The organism is Thalassospira sp. MIT121401 (assembly GCF_047125595.1).
In the GTDB taxonomy this organism is placed as follows: domain Bacteria; phylum Pseudomonadota; class Alphaproteobacteria; order Rhodospirillales; family Thalassospiraceae; genus Thalassospira; species Thalassospira povalilytica.
Genome location: NZ_CP138926.1, coordinates 1990232 through 2007861, shown reverse-complemented (window position 1 = coordinate 2007861; position 17630 = coordinate 1990232). Strand labels below are relative to the sequence as shown.

Below are 17630 nucleotides of genomic sequence, written 5' to 3'. Positions count from 1 at the left end.
TCCTGATCAGGCCGTCAAAATCTTGGCACAGCCAATCAGGGCCGGGTATTTCGCCGTCATCAGACGTACCGGCACATCATTCATCAAATCACGGAAGCGGCCCTTGGCGATCATGCGCTCTTTCAGGCCGCTTTGTTTCATGTAATCGGCAATACGTGGACCAATGCCGCCACCAATAAAGACCCCGTCAAAGGCGCCGAGCGTCAGGACAAGATCACCGGCAACCCCGCCCATAAACAGGCAGAAGCGTTCAAGCACCTTAAGACACAAGGCATCCCCGTCCTTAAGTGCGCCATCGACAACTTCGGCTGCTGTTTTGGGGGTTACCGCAATACCGTCAATCGCTGCCAGCGCCCGATACAGGTTTTCAATCCCCATGCCTGACAGGATGCGCTCGGCCGAAACACGGCCCAGTTCACCGGTCAGGAATTTGACGATTTCGTAATCAAGATCATCCACCGCAGGCAGGGACACATGCCCGCCTTCGCCCTGGATCGGCAACCAGTGACCTTCGTGGGGCAACAGACCCGAAACACCCAAACCGGTGCCCGCCCCGATCACCGCCAGTGGCAGCCCCGGGCGCCCCGGCCCGTCAAACAGCGTAATCAGGTCTTCCGGCCCAAGATAGGGCACCGACATGGCAAGACCGGTGAAATCATTGACCACGACAAGACGGTCAAGATTGAACTCGGCCTTGAGCGCCTCCTTGGAGAAGACCCACGGATTATTGGTGAACTTGATGGTATCGGCCATGGCCGGGCATGCCACGGCCACCGCGAATTCACGCAAGTCCGAACAGTCGGTCCTGACCATAAAGTCCCGCATGGCATCGCCGATGGTCGCATATTCGCGCACCGGCAATGTCATCGGCGTATGGGGATTGCCCGCATCGTCAAGCCAGGCAAAGCGGGCATTGGTCCCGCCAATATCACCAACCAGCTGCATTACGCGACTTCTGCCTCCCCCGGGAAGGCAGCACTGGCACCCAATTCTGCCAGACCAACATGTTCACGGAACACGCCAAACATTTCACGGCCAAAGCCGTCCTGATGTTCGGCCTTGTTGTCAAAGGTCGCAAAGTCGCGTTTGGCCAGTTCGGCATCAGAGACATTCAGGATCAATTCGCCGGTTTCGGCATCCAGACGGACGATATCGCCGTCTTTGACCTTGGCAATCGGGCCGTTCATCATGCCTTCCGGCGTGACGTGGATCGCAGCGGGAACCTTGCCCGATGCACCCGACATCCGACCATCGGTAACAAGAGCAACCTTGTAACCAAGATCCTGAAGCACGCCCAGCGGCGGGGTCAGTTTATGCAGTTCCGGCATGCCGTTGGCTTTCGGCCCCTGGAAGCGCACAACACAAACAACGTCACGATGCAGTTTGCCTTCCTTGAAGGCATCCATCATAGCTTCTTGCGATGTAAACACCGCTGCCGGGGCTTCGATCACGCGGTTTTCCGGCTTGACGGCAGAAACCTTGATCACGGCACGGCCAAGATTGCCCGACAGCATACGCAGACCGCCATCGGCACTGAATGCCTTTTCGGTCGGGCGCAGGATCTCTTCATCATGGCTGTTGGCCGGCGCATCACGCCAGGCAAGTTTGCCATTATCAAGATACGGCTCGGTGCCATAGGCCGCCATGCCCCCGGTATGGATGGTTTCCAGGTCCGGATGCAGGATGCCGTTCTTCAGAAGATCGGAAATGACAAAGCCCATGCCGCCAGCAGCATGGAAATGGTTCACATCGGCCTGGCCGTTCGGATAAACACGGCACAGCAGCGGCACGACACGCGACAGTTCGTCAAAGTCATCCCAGCGCAGCTCGATCCCGGCGGCACGTGCCATTGCCGGAAGATGCAGGGTATGGTTGGTCGAACCACCGGTCGCCAGAAGACCGACGATGCCGTTCACAAAGGCCTTTTCATCAAGGATCTTGCCAATCGGGCGATAGTCATTGCCAAGCTTGGTGATGGCAAGTGCGCGGCGTGCGGCTTCTTCGGTCAGGGCATCGCGCAGTTCGGTGTTCGGATTGACAAACGCCGCACCGGGAAGATGCAGGCCCATGACTTCCATCAGCATCTGGTTGGAGTTCGCCGTCCCATAGAAAGTACAGGTACCCGGGCTGTGATAGGACGCGGTTTCGGCTTCGAGCAGTTCCTTGCGGCCAACCTTGCCCTGGGCATAAAGCTGACGAATGCGGGCCTTTTCATTGTTGGGCAATCCCGATGGCATCGGACCGGCCGGAACAAACACCGCCGGGATATGACCATAGGAAAGTGCCCCCATCACAAGACCGGGAACGATCTTGTCACAGACACCAAGATAAAGCGCACCGTCAAACACATCATGCGACAGCGAAACTGCCGTCGACATCGCGATGACATCGCGCGAGAACAGGCTGAGCTCCATGCCCGGGCGGCCCTGGGTCACGCCATCACACATGGCAGGCACACCACCGGCAACCTGTGCGGTTGCCCCGGCTTCGAACACGGCCTTTTTGATCAGGTCGGGATAGACGCCAAGCGGCTGATGGGCCGAAAGCATATCGTTATAGGATGTAACGATGCCTAGGTTTGCACCCTCGTCCCCGTTGATGCGGGCCTTTTCAGCCGCACCACAGCCCGCCGATGCGTGGGCAAGGTTGCCACAGGACAGGGAAGAACGATGCGGACGATCAGACGCAGCAGCCTCGATCTTGGCCAGATAGGCTTCGCGGGTTGGTTTTGAACGCTCGATAATGCGTTTTGTAATCTGTTCTATTTCACGTTTCATGGGGTTCAGCCTTTCGGGTTCTCGGCGCTCCACCACAGATCGACGGGGACGTCAGTCTGTTGCAAAATTGCGCGAACCGGCATTTCTTCAATATCGGTGCCGTTTTTCGCGGTTTCAAAGGTCGACCATTTGGATTGTCCGGTAATATGGATCCCAATATACCGGGCGTTAAGAATGGCAGGTAACGTCATGCTGATGCGCGGGACCGGGGATACGGTCGGGCGTGCAGCGGCGACGACCTCGCCATGTTCGGGATAAAGCCCTTTGCGCAGGGCTTCGGGGGTTGAGGACGGGAAAAGTGATGCGGTATGGCCGTCATCCCCCATCCCCAAAAAGACAATATCAAGCGGCCAGTGCAGTTCGGTTCGCAAACGCGCACTGACGGTGGCAACCGCGTCTTCGGGGCTGCTATCGGATGTTTTAAGCGACACAAAGCGGGCATTCTGTGCTTCGTTGATGAACAGATTGTCGCGCACCAGCTTTTCATTGGACTGATCATCATCAAGCCCGACCCAGCGATCATCGCCAAGGGTAACTGTTACCTTTGACCAGTCCAGACGGACGGTCGACAGGGTCTGGAAAAGCGGTTTGGGAAACCGGCCACCGGCAACAGCAATGCTGGCATGGCCGCGGGTCGCGATGGCAAATTCCAGTCGTTCGACGGTTTCCTTGACCAATGCCGCGAGCATGTCATCGCCGCTTTTGAAAATGCGTTCGTTAATCATGTTTTCTTCCCGAATTGGGGTCATGCTGAATATGTGGTGCCCCGGCCTTTTGGCCAGGGCCGCACCATCCTAGAACCCGGCTTCTTCGTTCCAGGTCCGTCCATCACGTTCGATCAGCGCAATGGCCGCGGACGGGCCCCACGTTCCAGAAGTGTAGCCTTTGGGCGTGATATGATTGTTTTTCCAGGCTTCCTGGATCGCATCAACCCATTGCCATGCAATGTCCTGTTCATCGCGACGTACGAACAGCGTGTTATTGCCATCAATCGCATCAAGCAAAAGACGTTCATAGGCGTCGGGACTACGGCCCCCGAATGCCTCGGCAAAGGACAGGTTAAGGGCGGTCGGACGCAACCGGACAAGCCCAGGCCCCGGGTTCTTGTTGTTCAGAACCAGATGAATGCCGTCGTCAGGCTGCAACCGCAGAACCAGTTTGTTGGCCTGATAGTTGGTCATCGATTTGGCCAGCGGGAAAATCTGATGCGGGACGTCGCGGAACTGGATCACGATTTCCGAATGACGTTTGGGCAACCGTTTGCCCGTGCGCAGATAGAACGGAACCCCCGCCCAGCGCCAGTTGTTCAACTCGGCCCGGATGGCAACAAAGGTTTCGGTCGTGCTGTCGACATTGGCACCTTCTTCTTCAAGGTAGCCCGGCACTTCCTTGCCGCCCACCGCGCCCTTGCGGTACTGGCCGCGCACGGTGGAACTGTCGATATTGCTGTCATTGATCGGTTGCAGCGCCTTGAGAACTTTTACCTTCTCATCACGCACCGCGTCCTGATCAAGAACATAGGGCGGTTCCATGGCGACCAGGCACAGCAACTGCAACATATGGTTCTGAACCATGTCGCGCATCGCACCGGCATCATCATAATAGGACCAGCGCCCTTCGACCCCGACTTCTTCGCCGACCGTGATCTGTACGTGATCGATATGCGCACTGTTCCAGAGCGGCTCGAACATCGCATTGGCAAAGCGCAGGATCATAAGGTTCTGCACCGTTTCCTTGCCAAGATAGTGGTCGATACGGAAAATCTGGTTTTCCTCGAACACTTCGCCGATCTGGCCGTTGATTTCACGGCAGCTTTCAAGATCGTGGCCCAGCGGCTTTTCAAGCACGACACGGGAATTGGGCGTTACCAGCCCGACCTTTTTGAGGTTAAAGGCCATGTCGGCAAACAGGGACGGACTGGTCGAGAAATAATAGACGCGATCACGATCGGGCTGATCGGAAAGCTTTTCATACAGGACTTTGAAGCCGGCCTCGTCGCCGGCGGAAACCTGCACATAAGCGATGCGGCTTGCGAATTTTTTCCAGATTTCGGCGTCGAATTCGCCCTTGGGGATGAATTTTTGCCCGGCTTCTTCCAGCTTGGAGCGGAATTCCTCGTCGCTATGTTCGCTGCGCGAAGCGCCAAAGATGCGGGTTTCATCGTCGAAACGCCCGGTACGTTCCATTTCATAAAGTGCGGGGAACAGTTTCCGTAACGCCAAATCTCCGGTCCCACCGAAAATCACGATATCAGCGATACGATGCTTAAGCCTTTGTTTCATTCTGCCCTTAGCCTTCCAACGTTTCCTTCCTGTCGCCAAGGTGGGACCCCGGATCAGTCGATCCTGGCAGGCGACGGGAACACGGCATTTTTACCGTGATAACACCACCGGCATTCCCGATGGTGCTTGTGCATTTGCTGGCAAAACCATTCTGACGGGTGCCCAAATGGTTCAAAGCCGGCTTGTTTATCATGACCAGACAACACGCATTTCTGCGATTTTGAACATCTGCCAGCGGGATTTGGTCATGGCAGTATTCTGTTATCTGACCAATTGTACCGATTCAAACAGCAATGCTGTGTCCTGATCAACAGTGCTGCGCCAGACCGGTCGCAAAGCGCACTGTTACACGATCTCAGGGGGTAAGACCACTGCGATCAAGCGCGAAATGGACCGTTTTACCGGAATCCGGTTTAACCGTAACAATTTGTTGCGAAACGGCTTCAACAACCACCGGGTTGGCCCCCATTTTAGGCCAGTCCGAATATCGTGCAACAAATTGATTTTGACCGCATTGACCGGCTCCAGACAATGTCTTGTCAAACCAGTGTCAACCAGATCCGGCCGGGATGAAATGCAAACTTTCATGACGCTTTGCCCCGCCATTCCCCGCCTGCCCTAACCCGCCCGCCATACCCGATTAGCGCGCTGATCGGTAAAACCGCAACCGCCCCCAACCGCCCATCATCGGTCCGGAATACAAAGACTCGCGCAAAAGCACCGTTTTCTGCGGCTTTCATTCTACCTGACGGCCTGAAACAATGCTGAATGTTCTCATTTTCCGGTCAAAATGAGAACATCCGAGAACACAATGTATTTATTTAAAAACAATGACTTAATTAAATCCTCCGGATTTTGTTCCAATTTTGTTCTTGCGAGAACAAAATCAGAACAGTATGGTTTCTTCAGACAGATCGAGGAGGACATACCATGCACAAACTGATCGAAAACCCGACCCGCCTGAACGAGCTTTGCAGCACTGTTGCGATTGTCGGCAGTACAGGTTTCTTCCTGTTTGTGATCGCCCTGGGCATGGCACAAAGCCTTCGTGGTCTTGTCTGAAACGTTCCGCAACGTTTCTTGTGAATTCGAATTGAAATCTGTGAGGCCCGGACTTTAAGCCACCATTGCTTTTGTCCATCACGGGCATCTGGCCGGCAGGCAACCCCGCACCCATACCCTGTCCCGCCTGTCGGCCAGAGCTTCCCTAATGCCCGACTTCCCTTTTGGGCCTTATGGCGACTGAAAATATACTCCGCACGACTTGGCGCTGCTATTCCCCGATAGCAGCGCCTTTTCTTTATGCGTAAAGCTGGATCAACCAGCCGTCGCATATTGCGCCAAAGGATATCGCACCCGATTTTGGGCGAGTCTGCTTTTCTGATCGTTTTTGCGGCCCGCCCAGCGGAGGGCAATCATTTCAGGCTCAAAACACTTATTGCATTGCAACAGTTTACGCTGCGTTGCAAAATTTCACTCGACAGGCTGGCAAAATTTCGTTTGAATCAACAAAGAAAACGATAATTTGGAATTTCATCATACTTTATGGCTATTGCAAGTAAGCTGAACTGTCGTAGGCTTTGACGCAATAACAGGATTTCTGATCACATCTTCACGACCCGATGGTTGTGGATCAAAACGGCATCAATCAATCCCGCGCCCGGATCAGAACCAGAATACCAAGTCGTATCGCACAGCCAGACGCCCATACGACCATAAACAGGATGAAATGCCGTAACCAGTTGGTGATACAGGCCCAAAGGCCGGTCACCCGGGAGTGAGAGTAAATGCTGTATCACCTTTATGAATTGCAGCACGCCACAATAAGCCCGCTTCGCATGGCTGCGGATGCCAGCAAAAAGTGGCTGCGCAATCCGGCCAATCCGCTGTCCTATACCCATCAGGGTCGGGCAGCAGCGGCCGCATGTGACGTGTTCACCCATTTCACCCACCGTTACGGAAAACCGGAATTCGGGCTTGAAACCACGACCATTGACGGCGAAACCGTGCCGATCACCGAAGAAATCGTTCATAGCGAGGCCTTTTGTGATCTGTTGCATTTCAAGCGCGAAACCGATCACTTGAAAACCCAGCCCGATGATCCGCGTGTGCTGCTTGTCGCACCGCTGTCGGGGCATTTTTCAACGCTTCTGCGCGGCACGGTCGAGGCATTGCTGCCCGATCACGATGTTTACATCACCGACTGGATTGATGCGCGCACCGTCCCGGTTCATCAGGGCCATTTCGACCTTGATAGCTATATCGATTACCTGATGCGGTTCCTGCGCAAACTTGGCCCCAACACCCACATGATTGCTGTGTGTCAGCCATCCGTGCCGGTGGTTGCCGCCGCATCCCTGATGGCAGCCGGCAACGAAAAATGCCAGCCGGCCTCGATGACCCTGATGGGCGGCCCGATCGATACGCGTGAAAACCCGACCGAGGTCAACAATTTCGCAAAACAGCACAGCCTTGACTGGTTTGAACGCCATGTCCTGTCGCATGTGCCCCTGCCCCATGCCGGTGTGATGCGCCGGGTTTATCCGGGCTTCATGCAGCTTGCCGGTTTCATGAGCATGAACTGGGACCGCCATGTGTCGGCCCATCATGACATGTTCCTGCATCTGGTCGAAGGTGACGGCGAAAGCGCCGAAGCCAAGCGATCCTTCTATCAGGAATATCTGGCGGTCATGGATATGACCGCCGAGTTTTATCTTCAGACCCTTAAGGTCGTGTTCCATGAACACAGCCTGCCCGAAGGCACCATGCGCTGGCAGGGTGTGCCGGTTGATCCGTCCGCGATTACCAAGACTGCCCTTTTGACGGTCGAAGGCGAACGCGATGATATTACCGGCATGGGTCAGACCCGGGCTGCGCACAAGCTGTGCAGCAACCTGCCCGACAATATGCGCATGCATCATCTGCAACAGGGTGTTGGCCATTACGGCGTGTTTAACGGCCGTCGCTGGCGCGAACAGATCAGCCCGCGGATCAAGGATTTCATCCGCCGCCACGATCACGAAGGCAAAGGCGCCCGCAGCGCCCCGAATATCGCGCGCATCAACGCCGCCGAATAATCGGACCCGACCGAAACATTGCCAAAGCCGCCAGCCCCGTGCCGGCGGCTTTTTGGTTTTGCCCCCCGACACTCATCAATCCTGAACTGCACGGCCTTCACCGCCGTAAAACATCACGCAACCACCCACGCAAAGCACAATCCAGGGGACGCAGATGTCAGGCATTGAAACACCGCACTTCAAAAGTATCCCGGCCGGTCAGATCGCGATTGTCATTGGTGCAACCGGCGGCATTGGGGCCGCCTTTGCAACCCATCTGCACTCATCGGGGCATTTTGCCAAGGTGCTGACCTATGGACGCAAAACCCGTCCGTCACTTGATTTCGACATCCCCGAAAGCATCGACGCCTGTGCACGGGATGCCCGCATGCAGGCCGATGCACATGGATGTGACTTTGCCCTGATCATTGATGCGACCGGTTATCTGCATGATGAAAGCTTTCAGCCGGAAAAGTCCCTGCGTCAGATTGACGCGGCCTATATGACCAAACAGTTCCGGATCAATGCGATTGGCCCGGCATTGCTGATGAAGCATTTTTGTCCGTTGCTGCCGCGCAAGGGCAAGGCCGTCTTTGCGACCCTGTCGGCCAAGGTCGGCAGTATCGGTGATAACCGGATGGGGGGATGGTACGGATATCGCGCCGCCAAGGCGGCATTGAACCAGCTGGTCAAAACCGCATCTATTGAACTTTCCCGCAACAAGCCCGATGCCATTTGCGTGTCCCTGCATCCTGGAACGGTCGATACCGGCCTTTCCGGCCCGTTTGCCAAATCGGGCCTTGATGTGCAAAACCCCGAACAGGCCACAGCCAGGATGCTTACGGTGATTGACGGCCTGACACCCCGACAATCCGGCGGGTTCTTTGCCTATGACGGCCAGGAATTGCCTTGGTAAACGCGCCGCTCTGTCAAAAACAAACCGGTTAGTCAAACAGGCCGGTCAGTAACCCGTGCTGAAGCAGGATGATTGTTTTGGCATCGCGAATGCGGCCATCGCTTATCATCGATGCGATATCGTCAAAGGCGATTTCAAGAACGTGGATATCCTCGCCTTCTTCGTGCAGGCCACCGCCGTCGCCTTCGCGGTGATCACGGCGAACTTCGGCAACAAAAAGATGCAACCGTTCCGTGACCGAGCCCGGGCTCATGAAAAGTTCAAAGACCTTTTGCGGTTTGCCGATGCGATAGCCTGTTTCTTCCTCGACCTCGGCAATCACGGCTGCGGCCGGGTCACGATCATCAAGCAGACCCGCAGGAACTTCGATCAGCATGCCATCGGGGTTGCCATTGACAAAGGATGGCAGGCGGAACTGCCGGGTCAGGATCACCGTTCGGTCGGCCCGGTTATAAAGCAGAATGCCCGCCCCGTTTCCGCGTTCATAGGCCTCGCGGGTTTGATGTTGCCAAGATCCGTCCGACCGTTTCAGATCAAAACTGACACGATAAAGGTGATACCAGTTGTCAGACAGGCATTCGATATCGTCTATGCGGATATTGGCAAGATCGGGAATGGACCAGCCTTTTGGAAGATCGACCATTGGACACCCGCCTTTGTTCAGCGTTTGAGAAATGCGGACAAGGTCAGCAATACGGCTTCGGGCTTTTCGGCATGTACCCAGTGCCCGGCACCCTTGATGCTGGTAAAGGCCGCCTTGGGAAACAGTGATTTGATGTGGTCGCGATCACGGGAATCGACATAATGCGAATTTGCCCCGGAAATAAACAGAACATCCCCGTCATAGGATCCGCTGACATCCGATTGCGGCCAGCCGGTAATGTCATCAAGATGGGCCGCCATCGCGTCAATATTGACCTGCCAGGACATTTTGCCGCTGTCCTTGTCCGTTGTGACATTCTGGGCCAGAAACTGACGCACGCCTTTTTCCGAAACCCCGGATGACAGCGCATCTTCAACTTCGGCGCGGCGGGTGATCTTATCGAAATCGACCCCGCGCATCGCCGTGATATAACCGGTATAGTCATGATCATAGGCCACCGGCGCGATATCAACGATCACCAGATCGGCAACCAGTCCGGCATTGGCCGACAATGCCAGCACCATTGATGCCTTGCCCCCCATCGAATGCCCGACAAGATGAACCGGCTTATCGGAAACGGACCCGATCAGCTCGGCAAGATCGGCCGCCATCGCGCCATAGGTCATATCCATATCCCAGCCCGACCGGCCGTGATTGCGCAAATCCGCCGTGACCACATGGTATTTTTCCGCCAGCCGACGGGCAATCGCGGTCCAGTTCCGGGCCTGACCAAACAGACCATGGACAATGACAATCGTACCGTTGTCGCGATTTTCTTCACCAAAGGCGTAATGGGCGAGCTTCATAAAACCAACTTTCCGGGATCGGGAATGGGACAGCAATCCCCCTTAATAACCGTCTGCCGGGCCAAGGTGAAGCATACAAACAAAAACACCCCCGCATGGGAGGATTGCGGAGGTGTTTTTAAGGGTGCTGATCATGTCAGCACCGAATTTCTTTGTACTGGCGAAATTATGCGCCAGCCGGTACGCCACCGTGCGGCTTGCGGTTGGCACCGAACAGTGCGCCAACTTTGCGAACCAGAGCAGCAAACATGTTGCGCATTGCAACAGCACGGAGACGTTCTGCTTCGCGCTGCAGGGCAACCAGGTCATAATCACGATACATTTTCATGTCCGTTTCCTTTCAAAAGCATCCCGCGCTTGTCGCGTCTGGGTTTTGCGTTGTGTTCTCTGAAAACGGGTTTACGCCTGTTTTTGCATTCCCACGAGAAGAGTTTTCTCACTCCACCCATGCACACAGCGCATATCGTGAAACATTTCCGCCATAATCTTATCATGCGCAGAACGCATGATCGTATCATGACAAATAACATCCTCGTTTTGCTGGATTTTCTGCGACACCGACCGGCCCGACACCCGCGCATTACACTAATATAAAGGGGTTCGAGGCATCGCAGCCCGTCGATTTACGCCATTGTCGCAGAAAAAACAGCCATGATTGATGCTTTGCACTGCATGGATTTTTGCCAAACACGGCAAATTCAAACCGGTTTTTCCGCGGAATCCGACTCATCAATTTTGCATAGCTTTGTCAGGATCGCAGAACGACAAGAGCAATAAGTAGAATGATCGTTTTGCGATCCGCCCATTTCAACCGGCCGCAACCGCATTTGACCGCATCCCCTTTCCCGGTTCAGTCCCGTGACTGAACCGGTTCGAACGGGGCCGTTACTGCCCGCCAATCGCGTAATTGAGGTATTTGGGTTCAAGATATTCCTCAAGCCCCCAATGACCGCCTTCGCGTCCCTGCCCGCTTTCCTTCACGCCGCCAAACGGTGCGCCTTCGTGGCTGGTGGTGCCGTCATTGATCCCGACCACACCGGTTTCCAGATTGTCGGCAATGCGCTGAATACGGCCGATATCGCGACTATAAAGATAGGATGCCAGACCGGTGCGCACCCGGTTGGCAAGTTCGATCACCTCATCCTCGGTCGCGAAACGATAAACCGGTGCCACCGGGGCAAACAGTTCCTCGTTAAAGCAGTCGGCATCATGGGGTACATCGGTCATGACCAGCGGGCGGACAAAATGCCCGTCCTTGGGCCGTTCGGCCCCATAGACCAGCGTGGCACCGGCCTTGCGCGCATTTTCAACAAGACGTTCGACCTTTGCCACCGCCTGCCGATTGATCAGCGGACCGATTTCGGTCCCCGGGACAAAGCCGTTGCCGATGGTCTGGGCATTGCTTGCGGCAATGAATTTTTCGACAAACGCGTCATAGACCCCATCCTGAGCGAAAATGCGGTTGGCACAGACGCAGGTCTGACCGCTGTTACGGAACTTGGAAATCATCGCCCCGGCAACAGCCGCATCAAGATCGGCATCATCCATCACGATGAAGGGCGCATTGCCACCCAGCTCAAGCGACAGCTTTTTCACAGTCGGTGCGCATTGCGCCATCAACCGTTTGCCGACCTCGGTCGAGCCGGTAAAGGACAGCATGCGAACGCGTTCATCCCCCGTCAGGGCCTCGCCGATTGGCTGGGGCAGACCGGTAACCACATTGAACACACCCGCCGGGAATCCGGTCTGTTCGGCAAGCTTGGCCGCGGCCAGCGCCGAAAGCGGCGTATCTTCGGCCGGTTTGACAACAACCGTACAGCCCGCCGCCAGTGCCGGGGCGCATTTGCGCACCACCATGGTCAGCGGGAAGTTCCAGGGCGTGATTGCCGCAACGACCCCCACCGGGTGCTTTTGCACGACAACGCGACGATCGCGCTGGGTGGCGGGCATGGTCTGACCATAGGCACGCTTGGCTTCTTCGCCGTACCATTCGGCATAGGCAATTGCCCCTATGACTTCGCGCAAGGCCTGATCATAGGGCTTGCCCTGTTCAAGGGTGATCAATGCCGCAAGGTCTTCCTGATGGGTTTCAAGCAGATCGCGCCAGCGCCGCAGGATGGCGGCACGGTCTTTTGCCAGTCTGCGGGACCAGCCGGCAAAGGCATCATGGGCAGCATCAATCGCGCGCCTGGCCTCGGATGTGCGCATGAACGGAACAGCACCGATCACATCCCCGCGGGCCGGATCAATCACATCAAGAGTCTCGCGGCTGTCGGCATCCTGCCACAGACCGTTGATATAGGCATGCCTCAGATCCCATTCACGGATCAGGTTGCGGGCACGCGCGCGTCCTTCGCGAATGGCTTGGTCATCAGAATTCGAAACAGTTTGCGGGGTGGCAGACGACATAACGGGGCAGTTCCTTTGACGCGAGATACTAAAAAACTGATCTACTCACGCGCTTGTGATTCCGGTTTTCGGGGCGCAACTGGGACAATCGGTCCTGACCCTAATCCGAGCGACGGGCAGGAAGCAACAAGATGCTTCTTATACAGATAAGAATCAAACGCCCGCTTGGCGATCAGAGAGACCCCGCAAAATACAACAGAGAGAAGCCATGAAGCACCTTGTGACTGCAGGACTGTTCAGCGCCATGATTGCCGCAGGCAGCATGATGCCGATCAACGCCTTTGCCGACGAGACAATGGACAATGCCACGGTTCAGAACCGCCAGATGCTGATGGATGGTATCGGCGGGGCGATGGGGACCCTTGGCTGTTACCTTAAGGGAGACTGCAACCTTCCTGATCCGGTATTGCGCAATCTGGCAAATGGCATCGCCTTTGCCGCAGACGCCGCCCCGGCAGCTTTTGAACCCAAAACAATGGATGCAACCGTCAAAACCACGGCAACCGACAAAGTCTGGTCGGATTGGGATGACTTTGCCGGACGGTTCCCGGAACTGAAAGAAGCAGCATTGGCAATGGCCGCCGCAGCCGGTGACAAATCGGCCATGGGGGCTGCGATGGGCAATCTTGGCAAGTCGTGCAAAGGCTGTCACGAGACCTATCGGTCGAAATAAGCTAACCAACGAAATTGCAAACACTGGCCCGTCCCTACCCCTGGATGGGCGCCCCCGGTCCGGTTTTCACCCCCCATGCTGTCAGCGCAGCACACCGGAAAATTCAGGCCGGGGGCATTTTCCCATTGGCACGGCAGATCAGATGATGATCTGCCGACCGTTTATCCGCACGCGACTATCCGCGCGCAACCGTCACCATCGCCCAGACAATGACGGCACATACTGCGAGAATGGCAATCCCGGCAATTGGCGAGGCAAAGCGGATCTGCGCAAAGCGGGCCGCAAGCTCGGCCGGAACCGTCCGGGCCCCGGTAATCATCGCACCGATCAGATTTTCGCGTTTGACCACAAGATAAAACAGGGCTGCAAAAACATGCAGCCCGACCATCGCATAGATCAGATTGATGTTGGTATGATGGATCCAGTTCATCGTGCTGGCAAGATCGGAACTGACATGGGCAACAAGCGGACCATCAAAGAACAGGAAGGTATCTTCGCTGGCAAACAGGCCACTTACCGCCTGCACCGCGACAAGAACCAGCAACACCATCACCATCCAGCCGCCCGCCGGATTATGCCCGGCATAGGTCAGGTCCGCCATTGATCCCCGGGGGATCCGCAGCGCATAGCCAATGACCTTTTTCGGGCCTTTGATAAAGGATGCAAAGCGCGCGTTCGAACTGCCGACAAAGCCCCAGATGATGCGAAACAGCACAAGGGCCAATACGGTGTAACCGGCAATGGCGTGAATATCGATCATCAGTTCCCGGTTGGTCCACCATGCCGTGACAATGGCCGCAACCAGCGACCAGTGAAACAGGCGTACCGGGAAGTCCCAAAGTTTGACTTTCTTTTCATCCGGCTTTTCATCCGACATCTGATTGCTCATCAGGTCCTCTCCTGGCGGGACTGTTGGTCATAAACACTATAGTGATAATGACCTGTATTGCGCCGATGAACAGATCAAATTGCGGTTACCACATTCAAAAAACGTGAAAATTTGGCAACAAAACCATTCTCTAATTGAAAATCATTATCACAAGCAGTATCACTTAAACGGAAGCATAGGGATCAGGGTGACTATCGGGGAGCAAATTTCTTCATTTGCGCAAGATGTTTTGCCGCTCTGATCCGCGGGGCATTGCCCTTGGCTCACTTTCAGGGATAGATGGGAACTCCTATGAAAATCGCAAAAATTCTCGGGACGGCCGCATTGGTGTCGACCCTTGGTGTGCAGGCATATGCCGCACCGGGCGCCAAAGACGTTCTGACGACCTATGCCGACATCGCGCATGCCGGTTATGAAGATTCACTGATCACTGCCAAAGAACTTCAGGCTGCTATTGATGCACTGGTTGCACAGCCGTCGGCAGAGACCTTTGGTGCTGCGAAATCTGCCTGGTTGGCAGCACGCGCGCCTTATCAGCAGACCGAAGTATATCGCTTTGGCAATGCCATCGTTGATGACTGGGAAGGCAAAGTTAACGCATGGCCGCTTGACGAAGGCCTGATCGACTATGTCGAAACCGGTCTTTATGGCGAAGAAAGCGAAGAAAACCCGGCATACACCGCCAATGTGGTCGCCAACCCGACCCTGGTGATTTCCGGTGAAACCATTGATGCATCGACCATTGATGCTGCTTTGCTTGAAAGCCTGCATGAAATTGACGACGTTGAATCCAACGTTGCCACCGGCTATCACGCGATTGAATTCCTGCTTTGGGGTCAGGACCTGAATGGAACGGGTGCTGGTGCAGGTGCACGTGAATGGACCGACTATGCCGCTGGCGATGCATGCACCAACGGCAATTGCGACCGTCGCGGTGCGTATCTCAAGGCGGCTGGCGATCTTTTGGTATCCGACCTTGAATGGATCACGGCACAGTGGGCCGAAGGCGGCGAAGCACGCGAAACCGTTCTTGAAGGTGATGGTGTTCCGGGTCTGACCGCAATCGTCACCGGCATGGGTTCGCTGTCCTATGGCGAACTGGGCGGCGAACGCACCAAGCTTGGCCTGCTGCTTCATGATCCGGAAGAAGAACATGATTGCTTCTCCGACAACACCCATAACAGCCACTACTATGACGCGCTGGGCATCCAGAACGTTTATCTTGGCCGTTACACCCGTATTGACGGTTCGGTTGTTGAAGGCCCGTCGCTTTCCGATCTGGTTGCAGCAAAAGACGCAGCCCTTGATACCGAACTGCGTGGCAAGCTTGCAACGTCGGTTCTGGCTGGCAAGGCGATGGTTACCCGCGCACAGGGCGGCGAACATTTCGACCAGCTGATTGCCATGGGCAATGACGAAGGCAACGCTGTTGTCCAGACCTTTGTGGATGCCCTGGTTGACCAGACCAAATCGATCGAGCAGATCATTGCCGCTGTCGGCATTGACGGCATCGAGTTCGAAGGTTCCGACAGCCTCGACAATCCGTCTGCAGTCAACTAAGCCTTTTTACGGCACCTGCCTTGAAGGCATTGAACGGCGGGGGATGTGTCTCCCGCCGTTTTGCTTTTTTATAATAATGACAAGAACCGAACCCGCCATGAAACGTCCCGCTTTTGCCCTGCGCTGTATTCTGTCATCCGGTCTTGTACTGACCAGTTTGATGGCACCGTTGATCCCTGCCCGTGCTGACGATCTGTCTGCATCGGCCCTGCCCGGCGGGGACACCACATGGCCCGACGCAGATGGCCGGAATGTTTTTACCCATTATTCGGCCAATATGACCTTTGAAAAGCGGCTTGATTTCAAGCTTGGCGAGGCCCTTTTTCAAAGGCTTTGGGTGACTGCCCCGACCCGGACAAAAACCGCCGACGGGCTTGGCCCGCTGTTTAATTCGCGTGCTTGCAGTGGATGCCATATCCGCAATGGTCGCGGCCATCCGGTTGATGAAAATGCCCCGGGTGACGGCGCGACTTCGATGTTGCTGCGCCTGTCAATCCCGCCGCAAACCGCCGATCAGTTGCGCGACCATCTGGATGGCAAGATCGCAACCATTCCCGATCCGGTTTATGGCGGACAGTTTCAGGACTTTTCAATCCCGGGCATCAAGGCCGAAGGCCGTGTAAAGGTTACCTACCAGACCCAAGATGTCAGCCTGGCCGGGGGTGAAGTCGTTACCCTGCAAAAGCCCGATTACCAGATGACCGAACTGGCCTATGGGCCGCTTCATCCCGATGTGATGGTTTCTCCGCGCCTGGCACCGCCGATGATCGGTCTTGGCCTGCTTGAAGCCATCCCCGACGATGTGTTGCTGGCGGCGGCCGATCCCCAGGATCGTGACGGCGATGGCATTTCGGGCCGGGTCAATCATGTCTGGGATATTGCCCGCGGACAGTTGGCAATCGGTCGATTTGGCTGGAAGGCCGGGATGCCGACACTTGATCAGCAAAACCAGAATGCCTTTCAGTTTGATATCGGCCTGTCGACCCCGCTTTATCCCAACGGATCGGGCGATTGCACCGAAACACAGAAAAACTGCCTGACCGCGCCGGATGGCAATGACCCGGAATTCGAAAATCTCGAAGCGCATTCGCAGGTCACTGACCTTGTTTTGTATTATACGCGCAACATCGCCCCGCCTGCGCGCCCGAATGCCCATGACGCCGATGTCATTGCCGGGCAACAGATTTTCACTTCAATCGGTTGCGCATCCTGCCATACGCCGCGCTATCAATTGCCCCAACGCCCCGACATGGCCGAGCAATCCGGACAGGTGATCTGGCCCTATAGCGATCTGCTGCTGCATGACATGGGCGAAGGACTTGCCGATCATCGCCCCGAAGCACAGGCATCGGGACGCGAATGGCGCACTCCGCCGCTTTGGGGAATTGGACGGGCAAAACAGATTGATCCGCGCGCGCAATTCTTGCATGACGGGCGGGCACGTACCATTCTTGAAGCCGTACTTTGGCATGGTGGCGAAGCAGAAGCTGCGCGCAATTCTGTCACATTGCTGCCACCATCTGAGCGCAGGAAACTGCTTGCATTTCTCAAGTCACTTTGAGTCTGGCATGGGTTGCCCCGGCGCCAAGCCCCTCAGATCAAGTGAATATTCGGAAAAG

The 17630-nt window shown here is 55.7% G+C and carries 15 protein-coding genes; 6 read left to right on the top strand and 9 right to left on the bottom strand.

The window, feature by feature from the left end:
* Positions 1 to 6: 6 nt before the first annotated feature.
* The 4 genes from glk to zwf form a co-directional block, all read right to left on the bottom strand.
* On the bottom strand, positions 7 to 945 hold the full coding sequence (gene glk / locus SIB88_RS09070) for a glucokinase (RefSeq protein ID WP_101247905.1): 939 nt from the start codon (positions 943 to 945) through the stop codon (positions 7 to 9).
* Entirely contained in the window at positions 945 to 2777 is a 1833-nt protein-coding gene (edd, locus tag SIB88_RS09065) for a phosphogluconate dehydratase (RefSeq protein ID WP_068517137.1), read from the bottom strand. The genes glk and edd overlap by 1 nt, the downstream gene beginning before the upstream one ends.
* A gap of 5 nt (positions 2778 to 2782) precedes the next feature.
* On the bottom strand, positions 2783 to 3502 hold the full coding sequence (pgl, locus tag SIB88_RS09060) for a 6-phosphogluconolactonase (RefSeq protein WP_068517181.1): 720 nt from the start codon (positions 3500 to 3502) through the stop codon (positions 2783 to 2785).
* A gap of 69 nt (positions 3503 to 3571) precedes the next feature.
* A complete protein-coding gene (gene zwf / locus SIB88_RS09055; RefSeq protein WP_068517136.1) occupies positions 3572 to 5059 on the bottom strand; it encodes a glucose-6-phosphate dehydrogenase in 1488 nt (495 codons plus the stop codon).
* Between the two features lie 930 nt (positions 5060 to 5989).
* Between zwf and SIB88_RS09050 the strand changes: the two genes are divergently transcribed.
* The 3 genes from SIB88_RS09050 (at position 5990) to SIB88_RS09040 (ending at position 9031) form a co-directional block, all read left to right on the top strand.
* Positions 5990 to 6121: a hypothetical protein gene (locus SIB88_RS09050; RefSeq protein WP_255355705.1), complete on the top strand. Its 132-nt coding sequence runs from the start codon at positions 5990 to 5992 to the stop codon at positions 6119 to 6121.
* A gap of 725 nt (positions 6122 to 6846) precedes the next feature.
* The gene (locus SIB88_RS09045) at positions 6847 to 8136 is read left to right on the top strand and encodes a polyhydroxyalkanoate depolymerase (RefSeq protein ID WP_068517133.1); all 1290 of its coding nucleotides are present in this window, start codon (positions 6847 to 6849) and stop codon (positions 8134 to 8136) included.
* Positions 8137 to 8290: 154 nt separating this feature from the next.
* Positions 8291 to 9031, top strand: a complete 741-nt coding sequence (locus SIB88_RS09040; RefSeq protein WP_412557908.1) for an SDR family NAD(P)-dependent oxidoreductase — start codon at positions 8291 to 8293, stop codon at positions 9029 to 9031.
* A gap of 28 nt (positions 9032 to 9059) precedes the next feature.
* Here the strand turns inward: SIB88_RS09040 and SIB88_RS09035 are convergent, their stop codons facing one another.
* The 4 genes from SIB88_RS09035 to SIB88_RS09020 all read right to left on the bottom strand — a co-directional run bounded on the left by SIB88_RS09035 (position 9060) and on the right by SIB88_RS09020 (position 12889).
* Positions 9060 to 9674: an NUDIX domain-containing protein gene (locus SIB88_RS09035; RefSeq protein WP_412557907.1), complete on the bottom strand. Its 615-nt coding sequence runs from the start codon at positions 9672 to 9674 to the stop codon at positions 9060 to 9062.
* 17 nt (positions 9675 to 9691) lie between these two features.
* Positions 9692 to 10480 (bottom strand): alpha/beta fold hydrolase, encoded by a 789-nt coding sequence (locus tag SIB88_RS09030; protein WP_114114302.1) that lies wholly within the window; start codon positions 10478 to 10480, stop codon positions 9692 to 9694.
* A gap of 166 nt (positions 10481 to 10646) precedes the next feature.
* Positions 10647 to 10808: an RSP_7527 family protein gene (locus tag SIB88_RS09025; RefSeq protein WP_156480797.1), complete on the bottom strand. Its 162-nt coding sequence runs from the start codon at positions 10806 to 10808 to the stop codon at positions 10647 to 10649.
* 557 nt (positions 10809 to 11365) lie between these two features.
* Complete coding sequence (locus SIB88_RS09020; protein WP_412557906.1) at positions 11366 to 12889, bottom strand: NAD-dependent succinate-semialdehyde dehydrogenase; 1524 nt, start codon at positions 12887 to 12889, stop codon at positions 11366 to 11368.
* Between the two features lie 208 nt (positions 12890 to 13097).
* On the opposite strand from SIB88_RS09020, the gene SIB88_RS09015 reads away from it, so the two are divergent.
* The gene (locus tag SIB88_RS09015) at positions 13098 to 13562 is read left to right on the top strand and encodes a c-type cytochrome (protein WP_068517130.1); all 465 of its coding nucleotides are present in this window, start codon (positions 13098 to 13100) and stop codon (positions 13560 to 13562) included.
* A gap of 175 nt (positions 13563 to 13737) precedes the next feature.
* Here the strand turns inward: SIB88_RS09015 and SIB88_RS09010 are convergent, their stop codons facing one another.
* The gene (locus tag SIB88_RS09010; protein ID WP_228195781.1) at positions 13738 to 14451 is read right to left on the bottom strand and encodes a cytochrome b/b6 domain-containing protein; all 714 of its coding nucleotides are present in this window, start codon (positions 14449 to 14451) and stop codon (positions 13738 to 13740) included.
* A 291-nt stretch (positions 14452 to 14742) separates the two neighbouring features.
* On the opposite strand from SIB88_RS09010, the gene SIB88_RS09005 reads away from it, so the two are divergent.
* A complete protein-coding gene (locus tag SIB88_RS09005) occupies positions 14743 to 16011 on the top strand; it encodes an imelysin family protein (RefSeq protein WP_412557905.1) in 1269 nt (422 codons plus the stop codon).
* A 97-nt stretch (positions 16012 to 16108) separates the two neighbouring features.
* On the top strand, positions 16109 to 17572 hold the full coding sequence (locus tag SIB88_RS09000) for a di-heme oxidoredictase family protein (protein WP_412557904.1): 1464 nt from the start codon (positions 16109 to 16111) through the stop codon (positions 17570 to 17572).
* Positions 17573 to 17630 lie beyond the last annotated feature (58 nt).

What these genes read in the sequence shown, in the direction of transcription:
- glk (WP_101247905.1), bottom strand. Translation starts at nt 945, where the DNA reads ATGCAGCTGGTTGGTGATATTGGCGGGACCAATGCCCGCTTTGCCTGG.
- SIB88_RS09015 (WP_068517130.1), top strand. Translation starts at nt 13,098, where the DNA reads ATGAAGCACCTTGTGACTGCAGGACTGTTCAGCGCCATGATTGCCGCA.
- SIB88_RS09000 (WP_412557904.1), top strand. Translation starts at nt 16,109, where the DNA reads ATGAAACGTCCCGCTTTTGCCCTGCGCTGTATTCTGTCATCCGGTCTT.
- SIB88_RS09040 (WP_412557908.1), top strand. Translation starts at nt 8,291, where the DNA reads ATGTCAGGCATTGAAACACCGCACTTCAAAAGTATCCCGGCCGGTCAG.
- SIB88_RS09025 (WP_156480797.1), bottom strand. Translation starts at nt 10,808, where the DNA reads ATGAAAATGTATCGTGATTATGACCTGGTTGCCCTGCAGCGCGAAGCA.
- SIB88_RS09035 (WP_412557907.1), bottom strand. Translation starts at nt 9,674, where the DNA reads ATGGTCGATCTTCCAAAAGGCTGGTCCATTCCCGATCTTGCCAATATC.
- SIB88_RS09010 (WP_228195781.1), bottom strand. Translation starts at nt 14,451, where the DNA reads ATGAGCAATCAGATGTCGGATGAAAAGCCGGATGAAAAGAAAGTCAAA.
- zwf (WP_068517136.1), bottom strand. Translation starts at nt 5,059, where the DNA reads ATGAAACAAAGGCTTAAGCATCGTATCGCTGATATCGTGATTTTCGGT.
- edd (WP_068517137.1), bottom strand. Translation starts at nt 2,777, where the DNA reads ATGAAACGTGAAATAGAACAGATTACAAAACGCATTATCGAGCGTTCA.
- SIB88_RS09020 (WP_412557906.1), bottom strand. Translation starts at nt 12,889, where the DNA reads ATGTCGTCTGCCACCCCGCAAACTGTTTCGAATTCTGATGACCAAGCC.
- SIB88_RS09045 (WP_068517133.1), top strand. Translation starts at nt 6,847, where the DNA reads ATGCTGTATCACCTTTATGAATTGCAGCACGCCACAATAAGCCCGCTT.
- pgl (WP_068517181.1), bottom strand. Translation starts at nt 3,502, where the DNA reads ATGATTAACGAACGCATTTTCAAAAGCGGCGATGACATGCTCGCGGCA.
- SIB88_RS09050 (WP_255355705.1), top strand. Translation starts at nt 5,990, where the DNA reads ATGCACAAACTGATCGAAAACCCGACCCGCCTGAACGAGCTTTGCAGC.
- SIB88_RS09030 (WP_114114302.1), bottom strand. Translation starts at nt 10,480, where the DNA reads ATGAAGCTCGCCCATTACGCCTTTGGTGAAGAAAATCGCGACAACGGT.
- SIB88_RS09005 (WP_412557905.1), top strand. Translation starts at nt 14,743, where the DNA reads ATGAAAATCGCAAAAATTCTCGGGACGGCCGCATTGGTGTCGACCCTT.